Source organism: Pedobacter sp. Hv1 (assembly GCF_001412215.1).
Lineage (GTDB): Bacteria > Bacteroidota > Bacteroidia > Sphingobacteriales > Sphingobacteriaceae > Pedobacter.
The window spans coordinates 1-14,926 of record NZ_LLWP01000011.1 but is presented as its reverse complement, the minus strand read 5'-3'; the positions used below and the strand labels follow the sequence as shown (position 1 = coordinate 14,926).

The 14,926-nt window shown below is 38.6% G+C and carries 22 protein-coding genes; 8 read left to right on the top strand and 14 right to left on the bottom strand.

Going from position 1 to position 14,926, the window contains the following annotated elements; all coding sequences use genetic code 11:
- Positions 1–17: 17 nt before the first annotated feature.
- From AQF98_RS19445 to arsB, 3 genes are read left to right on the top strand one after another with little or no spacing between them, the layout of a single operon-like run.
- Positions 18–791 (top strand): metallophosphoesterase, encoded by a 774-nt coding sequence (locus tag AQF98_RS19445; RefSeq protein ID WP_034727251.1) that lies wholly within the window; start codon positions 18–20, stop codon positions 789–791.
- Positions 792–807: 16 nt separating this feature from the next.
- Complete coding sequence (gene gcvH / locus AQF98_RS19440; protein ID WP_034727246.1) at positions 808–1,185, top strand: glycine cleavage system protein GcvH; 378 nt, start codon at positions 808–810, stop codon at positions 1,183–1,185.
- A 2-nt stretch (positions 1,186–1,187) separates the two neighbouring features.
- Positions 1,188–2,228, top strand: a complete 1,041-nt coding sequence (gene arsB, locus AQF98_RS19435; protein ID WP_034727244.1) for an ACR3 family arsenite efflux transporter — start codon at positions 1,188–1,190, stop codon at positions 2,226–2,228.
- A gap of 2 nt (positions 2,229–2,230) precedes the next feature.
- Here arsB and nhaA read toward each other — a convergent pair whose 3' ends face one another.
- Both nhaA and AQF98_RS19425 read right to left on the bottom strand, forming a co-directional pair.
- Positions 2,231–3,418, bottom strand: coding sequence for a Na+/H+ antiporter NhaA (nhaA, locus tag AQF98_RS19430; protein ID WP_034727241.1), 1,188 nt, complete (start codon positions 3,416–3,418; stop codon positions 2,231–2,233).
- 158 nt (positions 3,419–3,576) lie between these two features.
- The gene (locus AQF98_RS19425; protein ID WP_034727237.1) at positions 3,577–4,038 is read right to left on the bottom strand and encodes a response regulator transcription factor; all 462 of its coding nucleotides are present in this window, start codon (positions 4,036–4,038) and stop codon (positions 3,577–3,579) included.
- A gap of 307 nt (positions 4,039–4,345) precedes the next feature.
- On the opposite strand from AQF98_RS19425, the gene AQF98_RS19420 reads away from it, so the two are divergent.
- On the top strand, positions 4,346–5,083 hold the full coding sequence (locus AQF98_RS19420; RefSeq protein ID WP_034727234.1) for a YoaK family protein: 738 nt from the start codon (positions 4,346–4,348) through the stop codon (positions 5,081–5,083).
- Here AQF98_RS19420 and AQF98_RS19415 read toward each other — a convergent pair.
- Together AQF98_RS19415 and AQF98_RS19410 are read right to left on the bottom strand one after the other, a co-directional pair.
- On the bottom strand, positions 5,067–5,372 hold the full coding sequence (locus tag AQF98_RS19415; protein WP_034727231.1) for a helix-turn-helix domain-containing protein: 306 nt from the start codon (positions 5,370–5,372) through the stop codon (positions 5,067–5,069). The two genes, AQF98_RS19420 and AQF98_RS19415, sit on opposite strands and share 17 nt — an antisense overlap.
- Complete coding sequence (locus AQF98_RS19410) at positions 5,353–5,664, bottom strand: helix-turn-helix domain-containing protein (RefSeq protein WP_034727230.1); 312 nt, start codon at positions 5,662–5,664, stop codon at positions 5,353–5,355. The genes AQF98_RS19415 and AQF98_RS19410 overlap by 20 nt, the downstream gene beginning before the upstream one ends.
- A gap of 160 nt (positions 5,665–5,824) precedes the next feature.
- Between AQF98_RS19410 and AQF98_RS19405 the strand changes: the two genes are divergently transcribed.
- The 4 genes from AQF98_RS19405 (at position 5,825) to AQF98_RS19390 (ending at position 8,014) form a co-directional block, all read left to right on the top strand.
- Entirely contained in the window at positions 5,825–6,268 is a 444-nt protein-coding gene (locus tag AQF98_RS19405) for a GNAT family N-acetyltransferase (protein ID WP_055133647.1), read from the top strand.
- Between the two features lie 135 nt (positions 6,269–6,403).
- Positions 6,404–7,114, top strand: a complete 711-nt coding sequence (locus AQF98_RS19400) for a YafY family protein (protein ID WP_055133782.1) — start codon at positions 6,404–6,406, stop codon at positions 7,112–7,114.
- A gap of 64 nt (positions 7,115–7,178) precedes the next feature.
- Positions 7,179–7,637 carry a GyrI-like domain-containing protein gene (locus AQF98_RS19395; RefSeq protein WP_055133646.1) on the top strand — a complete coding sequence of 153 codons (459 nt, stop codon included), beginning with the start codon at positions 7,179–7,181 and terminating at the stop codon, positions 7,635–7,637.
- A gap of 5 nt (positions 7,638–7,642) precedes the next feature.
- Positions 7,643–8,014, top strand: coding sequence for a DUF1801 domain-containing protein (locus AQF98_RS19390; RefSeq protein ID WP_055133645.1), 372 nt, complete (start codon positions 7,643–7,645; stop codon positions 8,012–8,014).
- Between the two features lie 105 nt (positions 8,015–8,119).
- Here the strand turns inward: AQF98_RS19390 and AQF98_RS19385 are convergent, their stop codons facing one another.
- The 10 genes from AQF98_RS19385 to AQF98_RS19340 form a co-directional block, all read right to left on the bottom strand.
- Entirely contained in the window at positions 8,120–8,569 is a 450-nt protein-coding gene (locus AQF98_RS19385) for a DUF3872 domain-containing protein (RefSeq protein ID WP_055133644.1), read from the bottom strand.
- 12 nt (positions 8,570–8,581) lie between these two features.
- Positions 8,582–9,142 (bottom strand): conjugal transfer protein TraO, encoded by a 561-nt coding sequence (locus AQF98_RS19380; protein WP_055133643.1) that lies wholly within the window; start codon positions 9,140–9,142, stop codon positions 8,582–8,584.
- A 21-nt stretch (positions 9,143–9,163) separates the two neighbouring features.
- On the bottom strand, positions 9,164–10,063 hold the full coding sequence (gene traN / locus AQF98_RS19375; RefSeq protein ID WP_055133642.1) for a conjugative transposon protein TraN: 900 nt from the start codon (positions 10,061–10,063) through the stop codon (positions 9,164–9,166).
- A 24-nt stretch (positions 10,064–10,087) separates the two neighbouring features.
- Positions 10,088–11,437 carry a conjugative transposon protein TraM gene (gene traM / locus AQF98_RS19370; protein ID WP_055133641.1) on the bottom strand — a complete coding sequence of 450 codons (1,350 nt, stop codon included), beginning with the start codon at positions 11,435–11,437 and terminating at the stop codon, positions 10,088–10,090.
- Positions 11,424–11,711 carry a hypothetical protein gene (locus AQF98_RS19365; protein ID WP_045756193.1) on the bottom strand — a complete coding sequence of 96 codons (288 nt, stop codon included), beginning with the start codon at positions 11,709–11,711 and terminating at the stop codon, positions 11,424–11,426. Before AQF98_RS19365 ends, traM begins: the two co-directional genes overlap by 14 nt.
- Before the next feature lie 23 nt (positions 11,712–11,734).
- Complete coding sequence (locus AQF98_RS19360; RefSeq protein WP_045756192.1) at positions 11,735–12,163, bottom strand: hypothetical protein; 429 nt, start codon at positions 12,161–12,163, stop codon at positions 11,735–11,737.
- Positions 12,164–12,174: 11 nt separating this feature from the next.
- The gene (gene traK, locus AQF98_RS19355; protein WP_055133640.1) at positions 12,175–12,798 is read right to left on the bottom strand and encodes a conjugative transposon protein TraK; all 624 of its coding nucleotides are present in this window, start codon (positions 12,796–12,798) and stop codon (positions 12,175–12,177) included.
- A 20-nt stretch (positions 12,799–12,818) separates the two neighbouring features.
- Entirely contained in the window at positions 12,819–13,814 is a 996-nt protein-coding gene (gene traJ, locus AQF98_RS19350; protein ID WP_055133639.1) for a conjugative transposon protein TraJ, read from the bottom strand.
- A 3-nt stretch (positions 13,815–13,817) separates the two neighbouring features.
- Positions 13,818–14,450 (bottom strand): DUF4141 domain-containing protein, encoded by a 633-nt coding sequence (locus AQF98_RS19345; protein WP_055133638.1) that lies wholly within the window; start codon positions 14,448–14,450, stop codon positions 13,818–13,820.
- Between the two features lie 29 nt (positions 14,451–14,479).
- A partial coding sequence (locus AQF98_RS19340; protein ID WP_152969770.1) for a TraG family conjugative transposon ATPase occupies positions 14,480–14,926 on the bottom strand: 447 nt, incomplete at its 5' end.

Sequence of the window (14,926 nt, the reverse complement as noted above, 5' to 3'; positions counted from 1 at the left end):
AATAAAAATTAGACAAAATGAAAATAGCATTATTCAGTGATATTCACGCCAATTTACCTGCATTAGAAGCATTTTTTGAAGATGTTGAAAAAAGAAAACCAGACAGTATTTATTGTTTGGGCGATTTGGTGGGCTATAATATTTGGCCAAACGAAGTGGTAAACGAAATCCGTAAAAGGAGAATACCAACCATTGCCGGAAATTACGATTTTGGCATTGGCAGAATGAGCAACGAATGCGGTTGTGCCTACAAAACAGACAGTGAAAAAGATAACGGAAATATTTCTATTTCATTCACAAATTCTTTGATGAAAGATGAAGAAAGAGCGTATTTGCGTACACTTCCAGCCCATATCAAAGTAGAATTTCAACTGAATGAAGATAAATTGAATTTGCTGTTGGTACACGGAAGTCCGAGAAAAATAAACGAATATCTTTTTGAAGACCGTGAGGAAAAAAGTATGCTTCGCATTATGGAGCAAGCCGATGCAGACATTATGTGCTTCGGACACACACACAAACCTTATCACAGAGTTTTAAATTCGGGTATTGACGGTCAAAATCATTTCCGACACGCCATTAATATCGGTTCGGTTGGTAAACCGAAGGACAGCGATGTAAGAGGCGGTTATGTAATGCTTACGATTAATGAAAACAGTTCTGTGTTGGATAAAGATAGTATCAGTGTAGAATTTATACGCTTTGATTATGATATTGAAAGGGCTGCAAAAGCAGTTGAAGAAAGCATTTTACCAAACGAATACGCAGAAAATTTAAGAAGAGGTTACTAATCTAAAATTTATAAAAATGGAATTTCCAACCGATAGAAAGTATTCAAAAGAACATACCTGGATAAGCATACAGGACAACACAGGTACAATAGGCATTACAGAATTTGCGCAAAGTGAATTGGGCGAAATCGTATATGCGGATTTACCAAACGTTGGATATAGTTTTCAGCAGGACGAAGTATTCGGCTCTGTTGAAGCAGTTAAAACGGTCAGTGATTTATTTATGCCTGTTTCGGGTAAAATCACTGAAACGAACGAACTACTTTTGAAAGCACCCACACTCATAAACGACAATCCTTATAAAGACGGTTGGCTGATTAAAATTGAAATAAAAGACATTACAGAATTAGAAGATTTATTGACATCAAACCAATATAAAGAACTTACAAATTAGCCATGCAACCAAAATTAAAATTCTTAGACAGATACCTTACTTTATGGATATTCCTTGCAATGGCAATTGGCGTGGGTTTGGGGCATTTCTTTCCCAATATCTCCAATGTAACCAACAGCTTATCTGTTGGTACTACCAATATTCCATTGGCAATAGGATTGATATTGATGATGTATCCCCCCTTGGCAAAGGTTGATTATTCCTTATTGCCCAAGGCATTTAGAGATAAAAAAGTAATTGGCATATCCTTATTGCTCAATTGGGTAATCGGCACGGTATTGATGTTTGGATTAGCGGTTTTGTTTTTACGTCACGAACCCGATTATATGACAGGCTTAATTCTTATAGGTTTGGCAAGATGTATTGCCATGGTCATCGTCTGGAGTGACTTAGCTAAAGCAAACAGAGAATATACAGCTATGTTAGTTGCATTAAATAGCATCTTCCAGATATTTACTTACAGCTTTTTAGTTTGGTTATTCATCAACGTATTACCTGCAAAATTAGGATTAGCCAATTTCAATGTAAGCGTATCCATGAAAGATGTTACCGAAAGCGTATTGATATATTTAGGTATTCCATTCCTGGCAGGTTTTTTAAGCCGTTACTTCCTTGTAAAATCAAAAGGTATAGAATGGTATAACCGAAAATTCGTCCCCGCAATATCGCCAATTACCTTATACGCTTTATTGTTTACGATAGTATTAATGTTCAGCTTGAAAGGCGATAAAATACTGGAATTACCAATGGATGTAGTAAAAGTAGCCATACCGCTAATCATCTATTTTGTGTTGATGTTTTTCGTGAGCTTCTTTATCAATAAATCTCTTAAAGTTCCTTACGACAAAAACGCATCCATCGCATTTACAGCCACAGGAAACAATTTTGAATTGGCAATAGCCGTAGCAATATCGATTTTCGGCATTCATTCGCCACAGGCATTTGTGGGTGTTATCGGCCCACTGGTAGAAGTTCCTGTACTCATATTATTGGTAAGGGCAAGTTTATGGTTAAAGGAGAAATATTATAGTAAAAAAGACTGAATTTAAATTTCAGTCTTTTTACCCTTTCTTCTACTTGATAAATTCAAAATTACATATCCTAAGATACCCGCAATGAGTGATGTTATTAAAACAGATAGCTTGGCCTCTTCAATGAAAACCTGATTGTCAAATGAAAGCATAGATATAAATATGGACATTGTAAAACCTATTCCAGCTAATAATCCTAAGCCAATAATGTGAATAAGGTTACTGTTTGCAGGAAGTTGACCTATCCCTAACTTAGAACATATCAAAGAGGTTGCAACAATGCCAATGGGCTTACCAAAAATTAATCCCAGTGAAATACCTAAACCTAACGGGGAAGTCAGTCCTTCTATCATTTCCTGATGAATTGTAATATTTGTATTGGCGAATGCAAAAATGGGAATAATTAGAAAATTTACCGGTTTTACAAGTGCATGTTCTAGTTTCTCTAACGGAGATTCAACTTCTGTATCATTGGTTGGCAAGGTCATAGCTACCAGTACACCTGCTATAGTGGCATGAATGCCAGAATGATGCACAAAATACCATATAAAGACTCCTGGTATTAGATATAGATAGGGATTTTTAACATTAAAACGGTTCATCAAAATCAGTACTAGCATTCCAATTCCGGCATAGCCTAGATAGCCTAACTCAATTCCGGATGAATAGAAAATTGCAATGACTAAAATTGCAATCAAGTCATCCACAATCGCTAAAGCCGCTAAAAATATTTTTAAACTGGTTGGTACTCTTTTGTCTAACAGCGAAATTACGGCCAATGCAAAAGCAATATCCGTAGCCATAGGAATACCCCAGCCGGAAGCTGTTTCACTACCGGAATTAAAACTTACATAAATCAATGCGGGTATTACTGCTCCACCGATAGCAGCAAGGATAGGCAAAATAGCTTTCTTGGGAGAAGAAAGTTCTCCTTCAACAATTTCTCTTTTAATTTCCAGACCTACCAACAGAAAAAAGATTGCCATCAATCCGTCATTGATCCACATACTTACGGAATAATTGAGGTGTATGGCTTCATTTTCATAACCCAGTTTTGTATCCAATAAATTTTGTAATGGGAGAGCAAGTGATGTATTTGCTACTATCAATGAAATCACTACGCATAAAAAAAGGAGAAAACCTCCAAAATTGCTTGATTGTACAAAGTCTTTAAAAACCTTTAGATTGATTTTTTTCGGCATATTTATCTGTAAAAATTAAATATCGCAATATACCAATAATGTTGCGAATGAGCTAGCAAAAGGGATAATTACTGCTTAAATTACAGAATAAATCTTTTCCTATTATGAAGAATATGGCTGAAATAAAACTTATTAATAAGTTAGTAGAATGAATTACTTTATTCACTATGAAAATCATTATTAAAATATTCCTGTGCAATATTTGCTACTCCCACACTAAAATATCTTCCGCCATTGATAACAACTTCAATGGCTTTCTTGAAATCGTCTGCATCGCTACCAATGAGCAAATAACCTGTAAAACCAATTTCAAAAAGAGGTTTTACGACTTTTTCAGCATCAATATCACTATGAGCAATAAGCTTTATTGTTGGATATTCTGTCCTTAATTCTTGAATCTGTGCCAGCACATTCCTGTCGTAAAAATCAAGGTCAATAATACTAACATTGGGAGGTTCATTTAATTCTGATAATTGCGATAGTCCATCTTCAATGCTTTCCGAACGAAATAAGACTTCAGTTCCTGAAGCGACAAGGTCTTGGCAGATACCATCTAAAATAGGGCTTTTGTCGTTGATAAATGCGAGAGTGATTTTTTGTTGTGCTGTACCAGTTTCCATAATATTGTCAGATTTTGAGTTAATGGAGTTTCCTGCACAAAAAGAAAGCGCAGGCAACTACACTTACCGCACATTGAGGTACTGGTATACCCGACAACGAATAAGCGAGCGCCCACGCCTATGGCATGAGCGTTCTTCCTTATTGTCCCGTTGTCTAAAAATTACCAGTTTTCAATGTGGGACTTAAAGCAAAAACACTTTAAGTATTTCTATATTTAATAAAGCAAATGTACGAATGTTACAGATTATATACAATTATGAACAAGGGGCAACAGCAATTTTGTAAATTTACAACAAAAGGAAGCAAATGTTTAGGCATAAAGGCAAAGGTCGTACTTATACGCACAACCTAAAATTAGCCTCAATATTATCCGGTGTAGCAGGTGTCGTAAACATTACCGGTGTTTTAGAATTACATACGCTAACTACTAATGTAACAGGTCATTTTGCTTTTTTTTCTGAGGAACTTGTTTTAAGAAATTACAGAATGGCTTTTGCATATTTATTTTACATTTTGTTTTTTCTGTTTGGAGCGTTTGTTTCAAGTCTTCTTATGGAGTGGGTTTCAAAATACAAACCACAAACACCTTATATTATACCCATATTCCTTGAAATAATCATATTATTGGCGGTGAGTTTTTCAGCATTTTTACTACCGAATGAATATGCCAGGTTTTCAATTCTATTATCGTCAGCTCTACTTTTTTCTATGGGATTACAGAATGCATTGGTAACGAGGGTATCCCAATCGGTGGTAAGAACTACCCACCTAACGGGTTTGTTCACGGATCTGGGAATAGAACTGTCACAGCTGTTCTTTTACAGAGATCGGCCAGAACGGATACAGTTGAATAAAAGTATATTCTTAAAGCTGGCAATCATCTGTTGTTTCTTTTTGGGTTGTATAATAGGTGGCTTTACTTATTCATATCTTGAATTAAGAACTCTTTTGCTTCCGGTAGGATTGTTAATTTTCGCTTTATGGTATGACCGGTTATTGTTTCGGTACTATTATCTGAAAAGAAAGTTCAGAAACCATCATTGACCGTATTCTTCCCGGTATAGTTCTCTTCCAGTATCCTTACCAGATCTGTTTCATTATAGATTATCTTACCCCCAATTTGTATAAATGGCAGGATATTATCATCACGATATTGCTGTAAAGTCCTTTTGCTGATATGGAGTAGCCTACACACATCTTCGCCCGACAAGTAGATTTCTCCATTCATTACAGGACGATAGTTTTTCAATATTTCTTCAATACGGTTTCTCAACAGCATTATCATTTGCTGTTGTTCGATTACTTCTTCAGCTTCATTCGTCAGTAAATCCATTGTATTTGATATTATACGGTTGTCCGACTCCGAGTAAAGCCTGTACATCCGAGAGTTTGTAATAATTCTTGCGGTTCAGTTTGGAATAAGGCAACAATCCTTTGTCTTTATAGGTCTGCAATGTCCGTTTGGTAATACCCATCATCAGGCACACTTCCTGGTTATCCAGCCACTTTTCTTTGTTGAAAATCGGTACATATTTCCGAGTGGCATTTTCGGTCAATTCCAAAAGTGCTTTCAGTTCCATTTTCATCCCGTCCAATACGGACTTTTGTATTGCGATAACTTCCATTATTTGCTCAATTTTGCTGTGGAAGTCGAATTTATCAAGGATTTGTAAAGGCTTGGAAAATGTGGTATTGATTGGCTTTGAAAGGCAGTATTTGGCATAAAGCTATATTTGCCGTAGGCTTTATTTCGTAAATTTGCGTGTTAGTAGTAATTAAGATAACATGAAATACAAAATAGATAATATTAAAAAAACAGAATATAAGGAAGTGGTCGATATTTGGGAAGCATCTGTTCGAGCAACACATCACTTTTTGAAAGAAGAGGATATTCAATATTTTAAACCACTTATCTTAAATATTTATCTAGATGCTGTTGAATTGAAGTGTGTAAAAAATGAGGAAGGTCGAATAACTGGTTTTCTTGGAGTAGCTGATCAAAATTTGGAAATGTTATTCATTCATCCAGACTATAGAGGTAAGCAGATTGGAAAAATATTATTGAATTATTCAATTGAAAAAATGAATGTAAAAAAAGTGGATGTGAATGAACAAAACGAACAAGCAGTAGGTTTTTATAAAAAATGTGGGTTTGAAACAAAAAGTCGTTCGGAATTGGATTCATCGGGAAAACCGTATCCCACTTTACATATGGTATTAAAAAATTAACTACTGTTAATACCCATTGTGCAAGATTATGAATTATGTGGTAAATTGACGTTTGCTTTCCACAAGAAATTTAGTAACAGAAAATACTTGTTTACGAAGCATATAACCTGCAAAAAAGAACTAACAATAGTTCCAATGAATGATAACGATACAAAACGACTTTCCAGACTGACTGCAATTCTAACCCAATTACAGACAAAGCGACTAATTACAGCTAATCAATTAGCCGAAAAATTTTCGGTTAGCACCAGAACTATCTATAGAGATATAAAAGCATTGGAACAAGCGGGAGTTCCTATTCTGACAGAGGAAGGAAAAGGCTATACCTTGATGGAAGGTTACAGAATTCCGCCCGTAATGTTTACCGAAAGCGAAGCCAATGCGTTAATAACTGCCCAAAAGCTTATAAATAAAAACAAAGATGCTTCATTTGTAAAAGATTATTCGGAAGCCATCAATAAGATCAAATCCGTTTTACGTACCAATACCAAAGACAAAGCAAACTTGCTCTCCGACCGAGTTGTATGCAGGCAAAATACAGGCGTTAACCGAACAAGCAATTTTCTATCGACCTTACAATTGGCCTTAACAAATTTCAATCTTGTAAAGATTAAATATCATTCACCGGATACAAATCAAACAACGGAAAGAACCATTGAGCCTTTTGCTATTTACAGTACACAAGACAACTGGATACTTATTGCTTTTTGCTTGTTGCGAAATGATTTCAGAGCCTTTCGACTTGATAGAATTCAACACCTTACAACACTCAACGAACAGTTTGAACCCCATAAAATGACCTTGCAGGAATATTTTGAAATCTGTAAGAAAAAATATTCTTCGTGACCCTTGACATAAGGTTGTCGCAACCCCATTTTATTTTTGTGGTTGAACTAAAATATTTCAAGAAATGGAAAAATTAACTATTGAGTCTTTTAAAGTAATCGGTATTTCGGTAAGAACCACAAATAAAAACAATCAGGTCGCAAAAGATATTGGGGATTTGTGGGGTAGATTTATAAATGATAAAGTTCTGGAAGCAATTCCGAACAAAATTGACAATACTATATATTCCATTTATACGGATTATGAAAGTGACCATACTAAGCCTTATACGACCATACTGGGTTGCAAAGTGAAAAATTTAGACACTATTCCTGTCGGAATGGTAGGTAAATCAATTAAGGGTGGAAACTATGTTAAATTCTCAACCAAAGGAGATTTAATGAAAGACTTAGTCATAAATAAATGGTTTGAAATTTGGGAAATGGATCTAAATAGACTGTTCACGGCAGACTTTGAAGTATTTGGTGAGAAAGCACAAAACCCAGCAGATGCAGAGATAGATATTTTAATTGCAATAAAATAAATAAAATGGTTGAAAAGCTTCACAGTTTTTACTTGGATAAAGAAGAACCCAACAAGAGTTGCTTACTTGCGTTAAGGGACATTATTCTTAATCAGGATACAGCTATTGATGAAACCAGGAAATGGGGAATGCCTTGCTTCTGCTATAAGAAAAAAATGTTTTGCTATTTGTGGATAGATAAAAAGACTGAAGAACCCTATATTTTGATGGTTGAAGGAAAATATCTTAGTCATCCCGAATTGGAAGAAGGTAATCGTTCCCGAATGAAAATTTTTAGAGTTAATCCTAATAAAGACTTACCCATAGGAACAATTGAGGGCATTTTACAAAAAGCATTGGACTTATATAGAACAGGCATAATAAAATTAAAAGATTGACCAATAGAAAAGCTGACCTAATTATTTAATTTGAACAGAAGAACACTTTGTCAGAAAGCAAAAAACCGACCTGTAACAGTCGGTTTTGCTTTTATATAAGTAATATTAATCGCTACTGTTAAACTCAAAGCTCAATTGCTTTTCATTTCCAAAGCTGTCCGAAATCCAAACCTCAAAAGATTGTGACACGGCAGATGTTGAAGTGTAATACAAGCGAAACTGCTCTGTGGGCAATGGGTATAAATCGTTCGGTAAATACGGTTGCTCATCGTAGTATTGCAAGGTTCCTTGTCCGTCAAACTGAAAGTAACGGAGAAAATACTGCGTGTTGCTGTAATTCCCTTTACGCTGTATGGTAATGCGTATTTCTACCGTTTGCCCGTTGGCTACATCTTTAGGAACAGGCATCACGTTTACCTCAAAAGGAAAATTGTTCTGTATTTCGAGTTCATCATCTTTGCTACAAGATACCAAAGAAACCGAAGCTGTGAGGATTGCCAGCATTACATATATCGGCAGTAATCCTATTCTGAATTTATTGAAGATTGCTATCATTGTTTTTACGTTTTAAAAATTAAACCTTAATCCCACACCTGCGGATGGTCGGAACCGTTGCAAATCCGTACCCCATAAAACCTTTGTACGTCCTTGCAGGACAAGTACAAAACGGTCGGACAGGTACGTTTCAAAAGTGAGCCGTCCACCAGCTCCGTAGATAAAATTATCCTCGCTCAATATTTTTGCTCCGTCATATAACATCGTTTCGCCACGGTTGATGCTTTCATAACCGACTACGCCTGTTATCCCGAAGTTCAGTGTAACATTTTTACGGGCATCGCCCAACAGGAAGAAACTGTAACCACCTTCAGCAGTATAAGTTTCCTGCGGTATGCGGAGGTCTTTGTAGTCGTGGTATTGATGTGTATATTCCAATGCCCAAAGCTGGTAATTACCATTTTTGCCGTTTACGGTCATTGCTGCACTGATGTAATAATCATTACCAATCTTATCATTGGATAGTACGCCTGCACTTATTTCCAACCCTCTTTGTTTTGGGAGCATTCTTTGTGCCTGTGTAACCGTGATGGCCATCAAGATGAGCATCACGGTATAGATATACTTTTTCATATAATTACTTTTAAAAGGTTATTAAAATTTCAGGTGCATATCGTTAATCAAACGAGCCTTGATTAAATCGGAGTTTTCAACCTGAAGCTTTTGATGCCTGCCTCCGTTTTTCTCGAAAATCTCAATCAGCAGCACCTTGTCATCGGCAATGGTAAATTGGTCTAACAGGAACACGTTTTGTTCGATTGTTTTTCCGGCAATGTCGTCCAATGGCTTGTAAGTCCTAAGCGGTATCATCGCGCGTTCCTGTACTACGGTACGTTTGGCTACCTTTTTATCCACTACCTTGAAATTCACAAAATCAATCTGAAACGGCACATTGGTACGGTTTCTCAATTCCGTATGGAAATAGTATTTGCCGTTGTGGATGTAAATGCCTTTGAGAATAAACTGAATGCCGAAGCTCTTAGCCCCGATATGTTTTACAATACGTTTATCCTTTTTGTAAATGGTTTCCAATAACAAGCCTGCCAGCGATGGCGAATTGTTGCCCAGTTCCTCAAAAAGCACATCGTTTCCGTTGGCTTTATCTACTGCCTTTTGCATCGTAAGCAGGTCATAGCTCAATGCTTCGGGATAGGAACTGTAATACACATTGAAACTGTAAAAACGCCCGTCATTCGTAATGACTGAAAAATTGGTTTCAGGTTCAAAATCCCTTACCGTTGCTTTTACACGCAACACGTTTTCCGCATCTTCCGCTTTCCCTGCAATCAGGTATTCGCTTCCCAAATCCACGTAACGGATAGCGGTTGGAAAAATCAAATGTGAAGTCTTATCATAGGTGACTTCCATTTTATACGGTTCTATCTTGCCCAATGCAAGTGGTGTTTTGATACTGATGCTATCCTGTGCAAAAGAGGTTACGGCAAAGCCGAGTATCAGGGCAATTGCCCAAAAGGTTTTAAAATGATTTTTCATTGTTTTATTTATTTGAGTTCAACATTATTTTTTAGATACAAGAAAGACCTGATGTCCCGCTTTCAGCGTAACCTTTGGGGTTCTTACCTTTTTAGCGAAATAGCCCGAAATTCCCTGTACCACTCCTTTGCTTAAATCCGCGGCAACCTGTTGTCCGGCATTCTGTGTGAGCATTACGCTCGTTCCACCTGTCTGGCTCATATTGCCTGCCATTTCGGTAAGAGCATTCATTTCGGGAGAATACGGAACGTACAAGCCTTGCTGCCCGTCCAAATCGTAAATGGTAATATCTACCGGGATGATACTGCCCTCCAGTTCTATCGAGGTAATCTTTAATTGTAACCTGCCATTCTGAAATTTGGCATTAGCAGTTACAACCGTTCCTTTTGGAATGGTACGCTGTGGCGTTTGGGCAGGTTCTAACAATCGCAAACGCACACCCGTTTCGCCAATAACCGTTTGGGCATCGTGTACGCAGGCTTTAATACTGTTTTTAGGTTGTACCACCTGCTCCACAGAACCGGCAGTATAAAAGCCACGGTTCTTTGTTTCGCTCCAATCGGCTAAAAAAGCACTGTCCGTAGGCTCCCGATACAGGGCTGATACGGTGTTTTTTCTTGCAGGCGTAAACGATACAAAATGCTCCTTTTGATTAGCACCCGCTGCACCAACAGCACCCGGAACAGCACCATTAGCAGGGGCGGCAGTTCCGGTATTAGCATTCTGCGGAAGATACTTTGCCGCCATTTCGTAGGACTTCTCCATTAGTTTAAGTTGGTCATCTACGGTAGCAACAGGAGGCACATCTTTTTCAGCCAGCTTTTCTTTCATTTCGTCCAATTGCCTGCGGAGTTCCATTGTTTCCGAATTATTATCCTGATAGAATGAACCCAATGTGCTTTGCATATTTCGGTAGCTGTTCAACCCAGGATTGCCGTTTCTTCCCGAATTTCTGCCACCTCCGCCAAAGCCGTTGCTTTCCTCATCTTCAGGAAACTGCTCATCGGTTGGTTCTTCCTTATCTTCCGTATTCCAGTAGTCGGAAAGCGTTGCAAGCGCATTGCGTTTTTCCTGCTCTTTGCGTTCGAGCATTTCCTGCTCATACGCCTTGCCTTTGTCGGCAGGCATTCCAGTTCCAGTAGCCTCTGGTACCGCATCGTTCAGCCCTACATTTTCAATTGTATTTTTGTCTTCGGATGGTTTAAATATGAGGTACATACAACCCACGAAAACAATCGCCATTAAACCAAAGATTAAGGGCTTTTTGAGCTTCTCCTTATTATTCTGTGTGCCGTCTTGCAACACATCAGCAGTTGCTGTCAGGTTCCCCTCCGTTACCCGAACAACCGATTTTTTGTTCTCATTTTCTTTCATAAATTTGATTTTTTAAAATTGTTGATACACTATCCTGCAATCTTGCAGGACTTCCATTTTTTTTGAGGACAGGGTTTTCGATATGCTCTATGATCATATCGTTTCCGGACTTTGAGGTATCGTACCAGACTTTGAAAATTACACCTGCGGTAAGCAGTAGATATCCCACAAAAAAGCACAGGGTATATTGGTGCTGCTTGCGCACTGGCAATGCCTGCCAACGTTCCTCGAGCTTATCAAAATACCTATCTATATTTGCTCTTAGTTTTTTCATACTCTTAATTTTTTATGATGATGTTAGAGCTTGAACCGCTTGGAGATTTTACCCACATTTTGCTTTTGTTCATCATTAACCAAAGCAATTACCTCAATTGCATTTGGTACGACTATTAAAGAGAGGTTTGTCAGTTCCGATTTTTTTAGCAATTGCCCAAATTGGTCTTTTCTTGCTACTTCCATTCTGTTGAGTGAGAATTTGCCGTTCAGATAATTTACCCACATACTGCATTCTACACTTGGCTTGCCTTCTCCCGACCATTGTAGGTAGCCTGTCAACAACAAGTCTTGTTTAGGCAAAGTATCTGCACCTTTTTGGCAGCTTTCCAGGTAATCGCTGATGCTATCTTTCAACTTTCCGGCATACGCACCCTGCGTATGGAAATAGCCGTTATATCCTTTTTCTGTAAGGATTTTTGCGAACGTGTTTAAATCTGATAATGCTTCCATAAGATTATTTTTTAGCGTTCGATGACTTCTATATCTCTGTTTTCCACGACTGCAAATTTTTCGATATTGAAGCCTTGTGGGTTGTTGTCAGAGCGAACGGAGTTGACGAGGTAGCAGGAAGTAATCAAGTTACGTCTGGTTACATTGCTTGACCGAATGATGAATTGTTTTGCATAGGTTCGTACCGAATAAGGATGGGTATCGAAATTGCAGACCACACTATCTACTTCGATGCGTTGCTGTACGTTTCCTGATATGATACGACTGTAATAACCCTTTTCCGACAAGTCCTTGTAGTAGTCGAAAGCACTTTTGTCGGCAAGGTTGAACGCTCTGCTCATATTGCTTTCGATAGCATTTTTATCGGGAGCAAGCGTAAAGAAAAGCTCGTGAAAACGTCTGACGTGTTCCCTTGCTTCCACAGGTCGGTTGATACTTGCATCTTGCGATAAGGCGAGCATCAATGATTTGCCGTTATCCAATACATAGATTTTTTGGCGTTGTTCTTCTGCAAAGCGGTAGGACTGCCATACGGCATATCCTACCACGCCAATGCAGAGAACCGCAAACACAATGGCATATAATCTTATTTGCCTAAAGCTGTTTTCGATATTTCTTAGCGTTTTAAATTCCATTTTTCAGAATGATTAATTGTTTATTTATTCATCAGTTTACCACCGATGTTTCCAACTGTTGAACCTGCCCCGGCTCCGGCGATATTCCCTGTTTTCATTGCAGCTTGGTTTACGTTGCGGGTAAAGTTTCCTGCACCTCCGGCTTGGATTACCCAACCTGTCACTGTCGGTATTGTGAAGTATCCGATGATGCCGATAATCATAAATATGATGTACACCGTATTGCTCGTATCAGGTATATAGGTCGGGTCGGCAAGCATTGCTATATCCCTTTCCAGTATGAGGGATTGTATTCTTGCCAGCATCGAGCTGAACAAATCGGAAACAGGAAGCCAGAGATATACGCTGACATACCTCGTGATCCACTGTGTGAGCGTGGACTGAAATCCGTCCCAAACCGAAATAGCAAAAGCTATTGGTCCGAGTATGGAAAGGACTATCAGGAAAAATGTTCGTATGGTATCAATAACCAAAGCCGCCGCCTGAAAGAGTATTTCCAGTAAATTGCGAAACCAATCCTTTATGGCTTTCTCAATCTTATAGGCTTGCCTGTCCATATACATTCCAGCCATTGTACCAACGTCCGATGGCGACCAGCCCAATTCATCCAGCTTTTTATCAAACTCTTCGTCTGATGCCATATAGGCGGTTTCGGGATTTCTGACCATTGCTTCATATTCCAATTGGTCTTTCTGCTGTTGCAGTTTGTTGAGATCAAGCACCTGGTCTTCGAGTATGGCGTGGGTTCCTGTAACCACCGGGCTTAATACTGCATTAATGGTTCCCAACACGATGGTTGGGAAGAACATTATGCAAAGCCCCAAAGCGAACGGACGCAATAACGGAAACACATCAATAGGTTCTGCTCGACTTAAAGCCTGCCAAACCTTTAATGCCACATAGAACAACGCACCCAATCCCGCCAATCCCTTAGCTACTGCTGCCATATCGCCTGCAAGCGGCATCATATCGTCGTAAAGCGAACGCAGGAGTTCGTGAAGATTATCCCATTCCATAGTTTACCAGTATTTTTGATTAGAGGTTCCGTAGAGTTCAAGAACCCTTTTGGCATCTTTTTTCTTTTTCGCTCTCAGGTAGCTTACAGAAATGTTCTTATTGGTGTAGTAGCGTACAAGGCTATGGTAATCCTTTACCTCTTTGTACACACGATCAATAATATCCATACGCTCTTTGTCGTTTAGCGAAAGGCTTGAAGAGGTTATAATCTGTTTCAATTCCTTCAGCAGTTCGGTACTTTCATTGAGCAGTGCCGAATAACCATTGCCGATGGCAACCAATTCCTGCGGTGTAAAATTTGGGTCGTTCATCATCTTGCCAAAATTCTGCACGTACATTTCGGAAACATCGCCTACCAACAATACGGTTTGCTGTACCTTACGGGCATCTTTCACAAGGTTGTTGATAGCTTTCAGCTTGTCGTAATATTCCTTGCCCTGGTCGTACACTTTCTTCACTTCGTTGAAGTTCTTAACGACATTGCTCACAGTGGAAGAAGTCTGTATGATTTCGTTCGCACTGTTGATAATCCCTGAAGCCAGGTTTGCAGGGTCAGTTACTACAAATTGAGCTTTCGCTGACGGTGCTACGGCGAGCATTAGTGCCGTACACACCAGATACAATACTTTTTTCATTGTTTCTGAATTTTTAAATTGTTAATTGACTATTGATTTACTTTGTCCCGCCTTTGCATTGCGATATGCTTGATGGCGAGTTCTACATTGCCGTCCAGTTCAGCAGCAAGCTGCATCACTTCCATTTTTTCGGTTTCTTCGGTGGTGTAAGCAAGGTATTCCTCCAAACTAACTTCGGTGGCATAGACTGCCGAGTGCGTACCACCTAAGCCTATCCAAACCTCTTTGTAAAGTCGGCTTGCATCGTTGTTCATATTGATAGAAAGTACCTGCCCTTTTTCCTTATCTGTAAGCCCCAACATCGCCTGTATATCATCAAACTTGTTCATATACTTTCGTTGGTCTAAAAGGATTTTACAGTCAGAGTTATTGATGATACTTTCTTTGACGATAGGCGATTGGATAATATCATCGACCTCTTGCGTTACGACAATCGCTTCTCCGAAGAATTTGCGGACGGTTTTAAACAAATACTT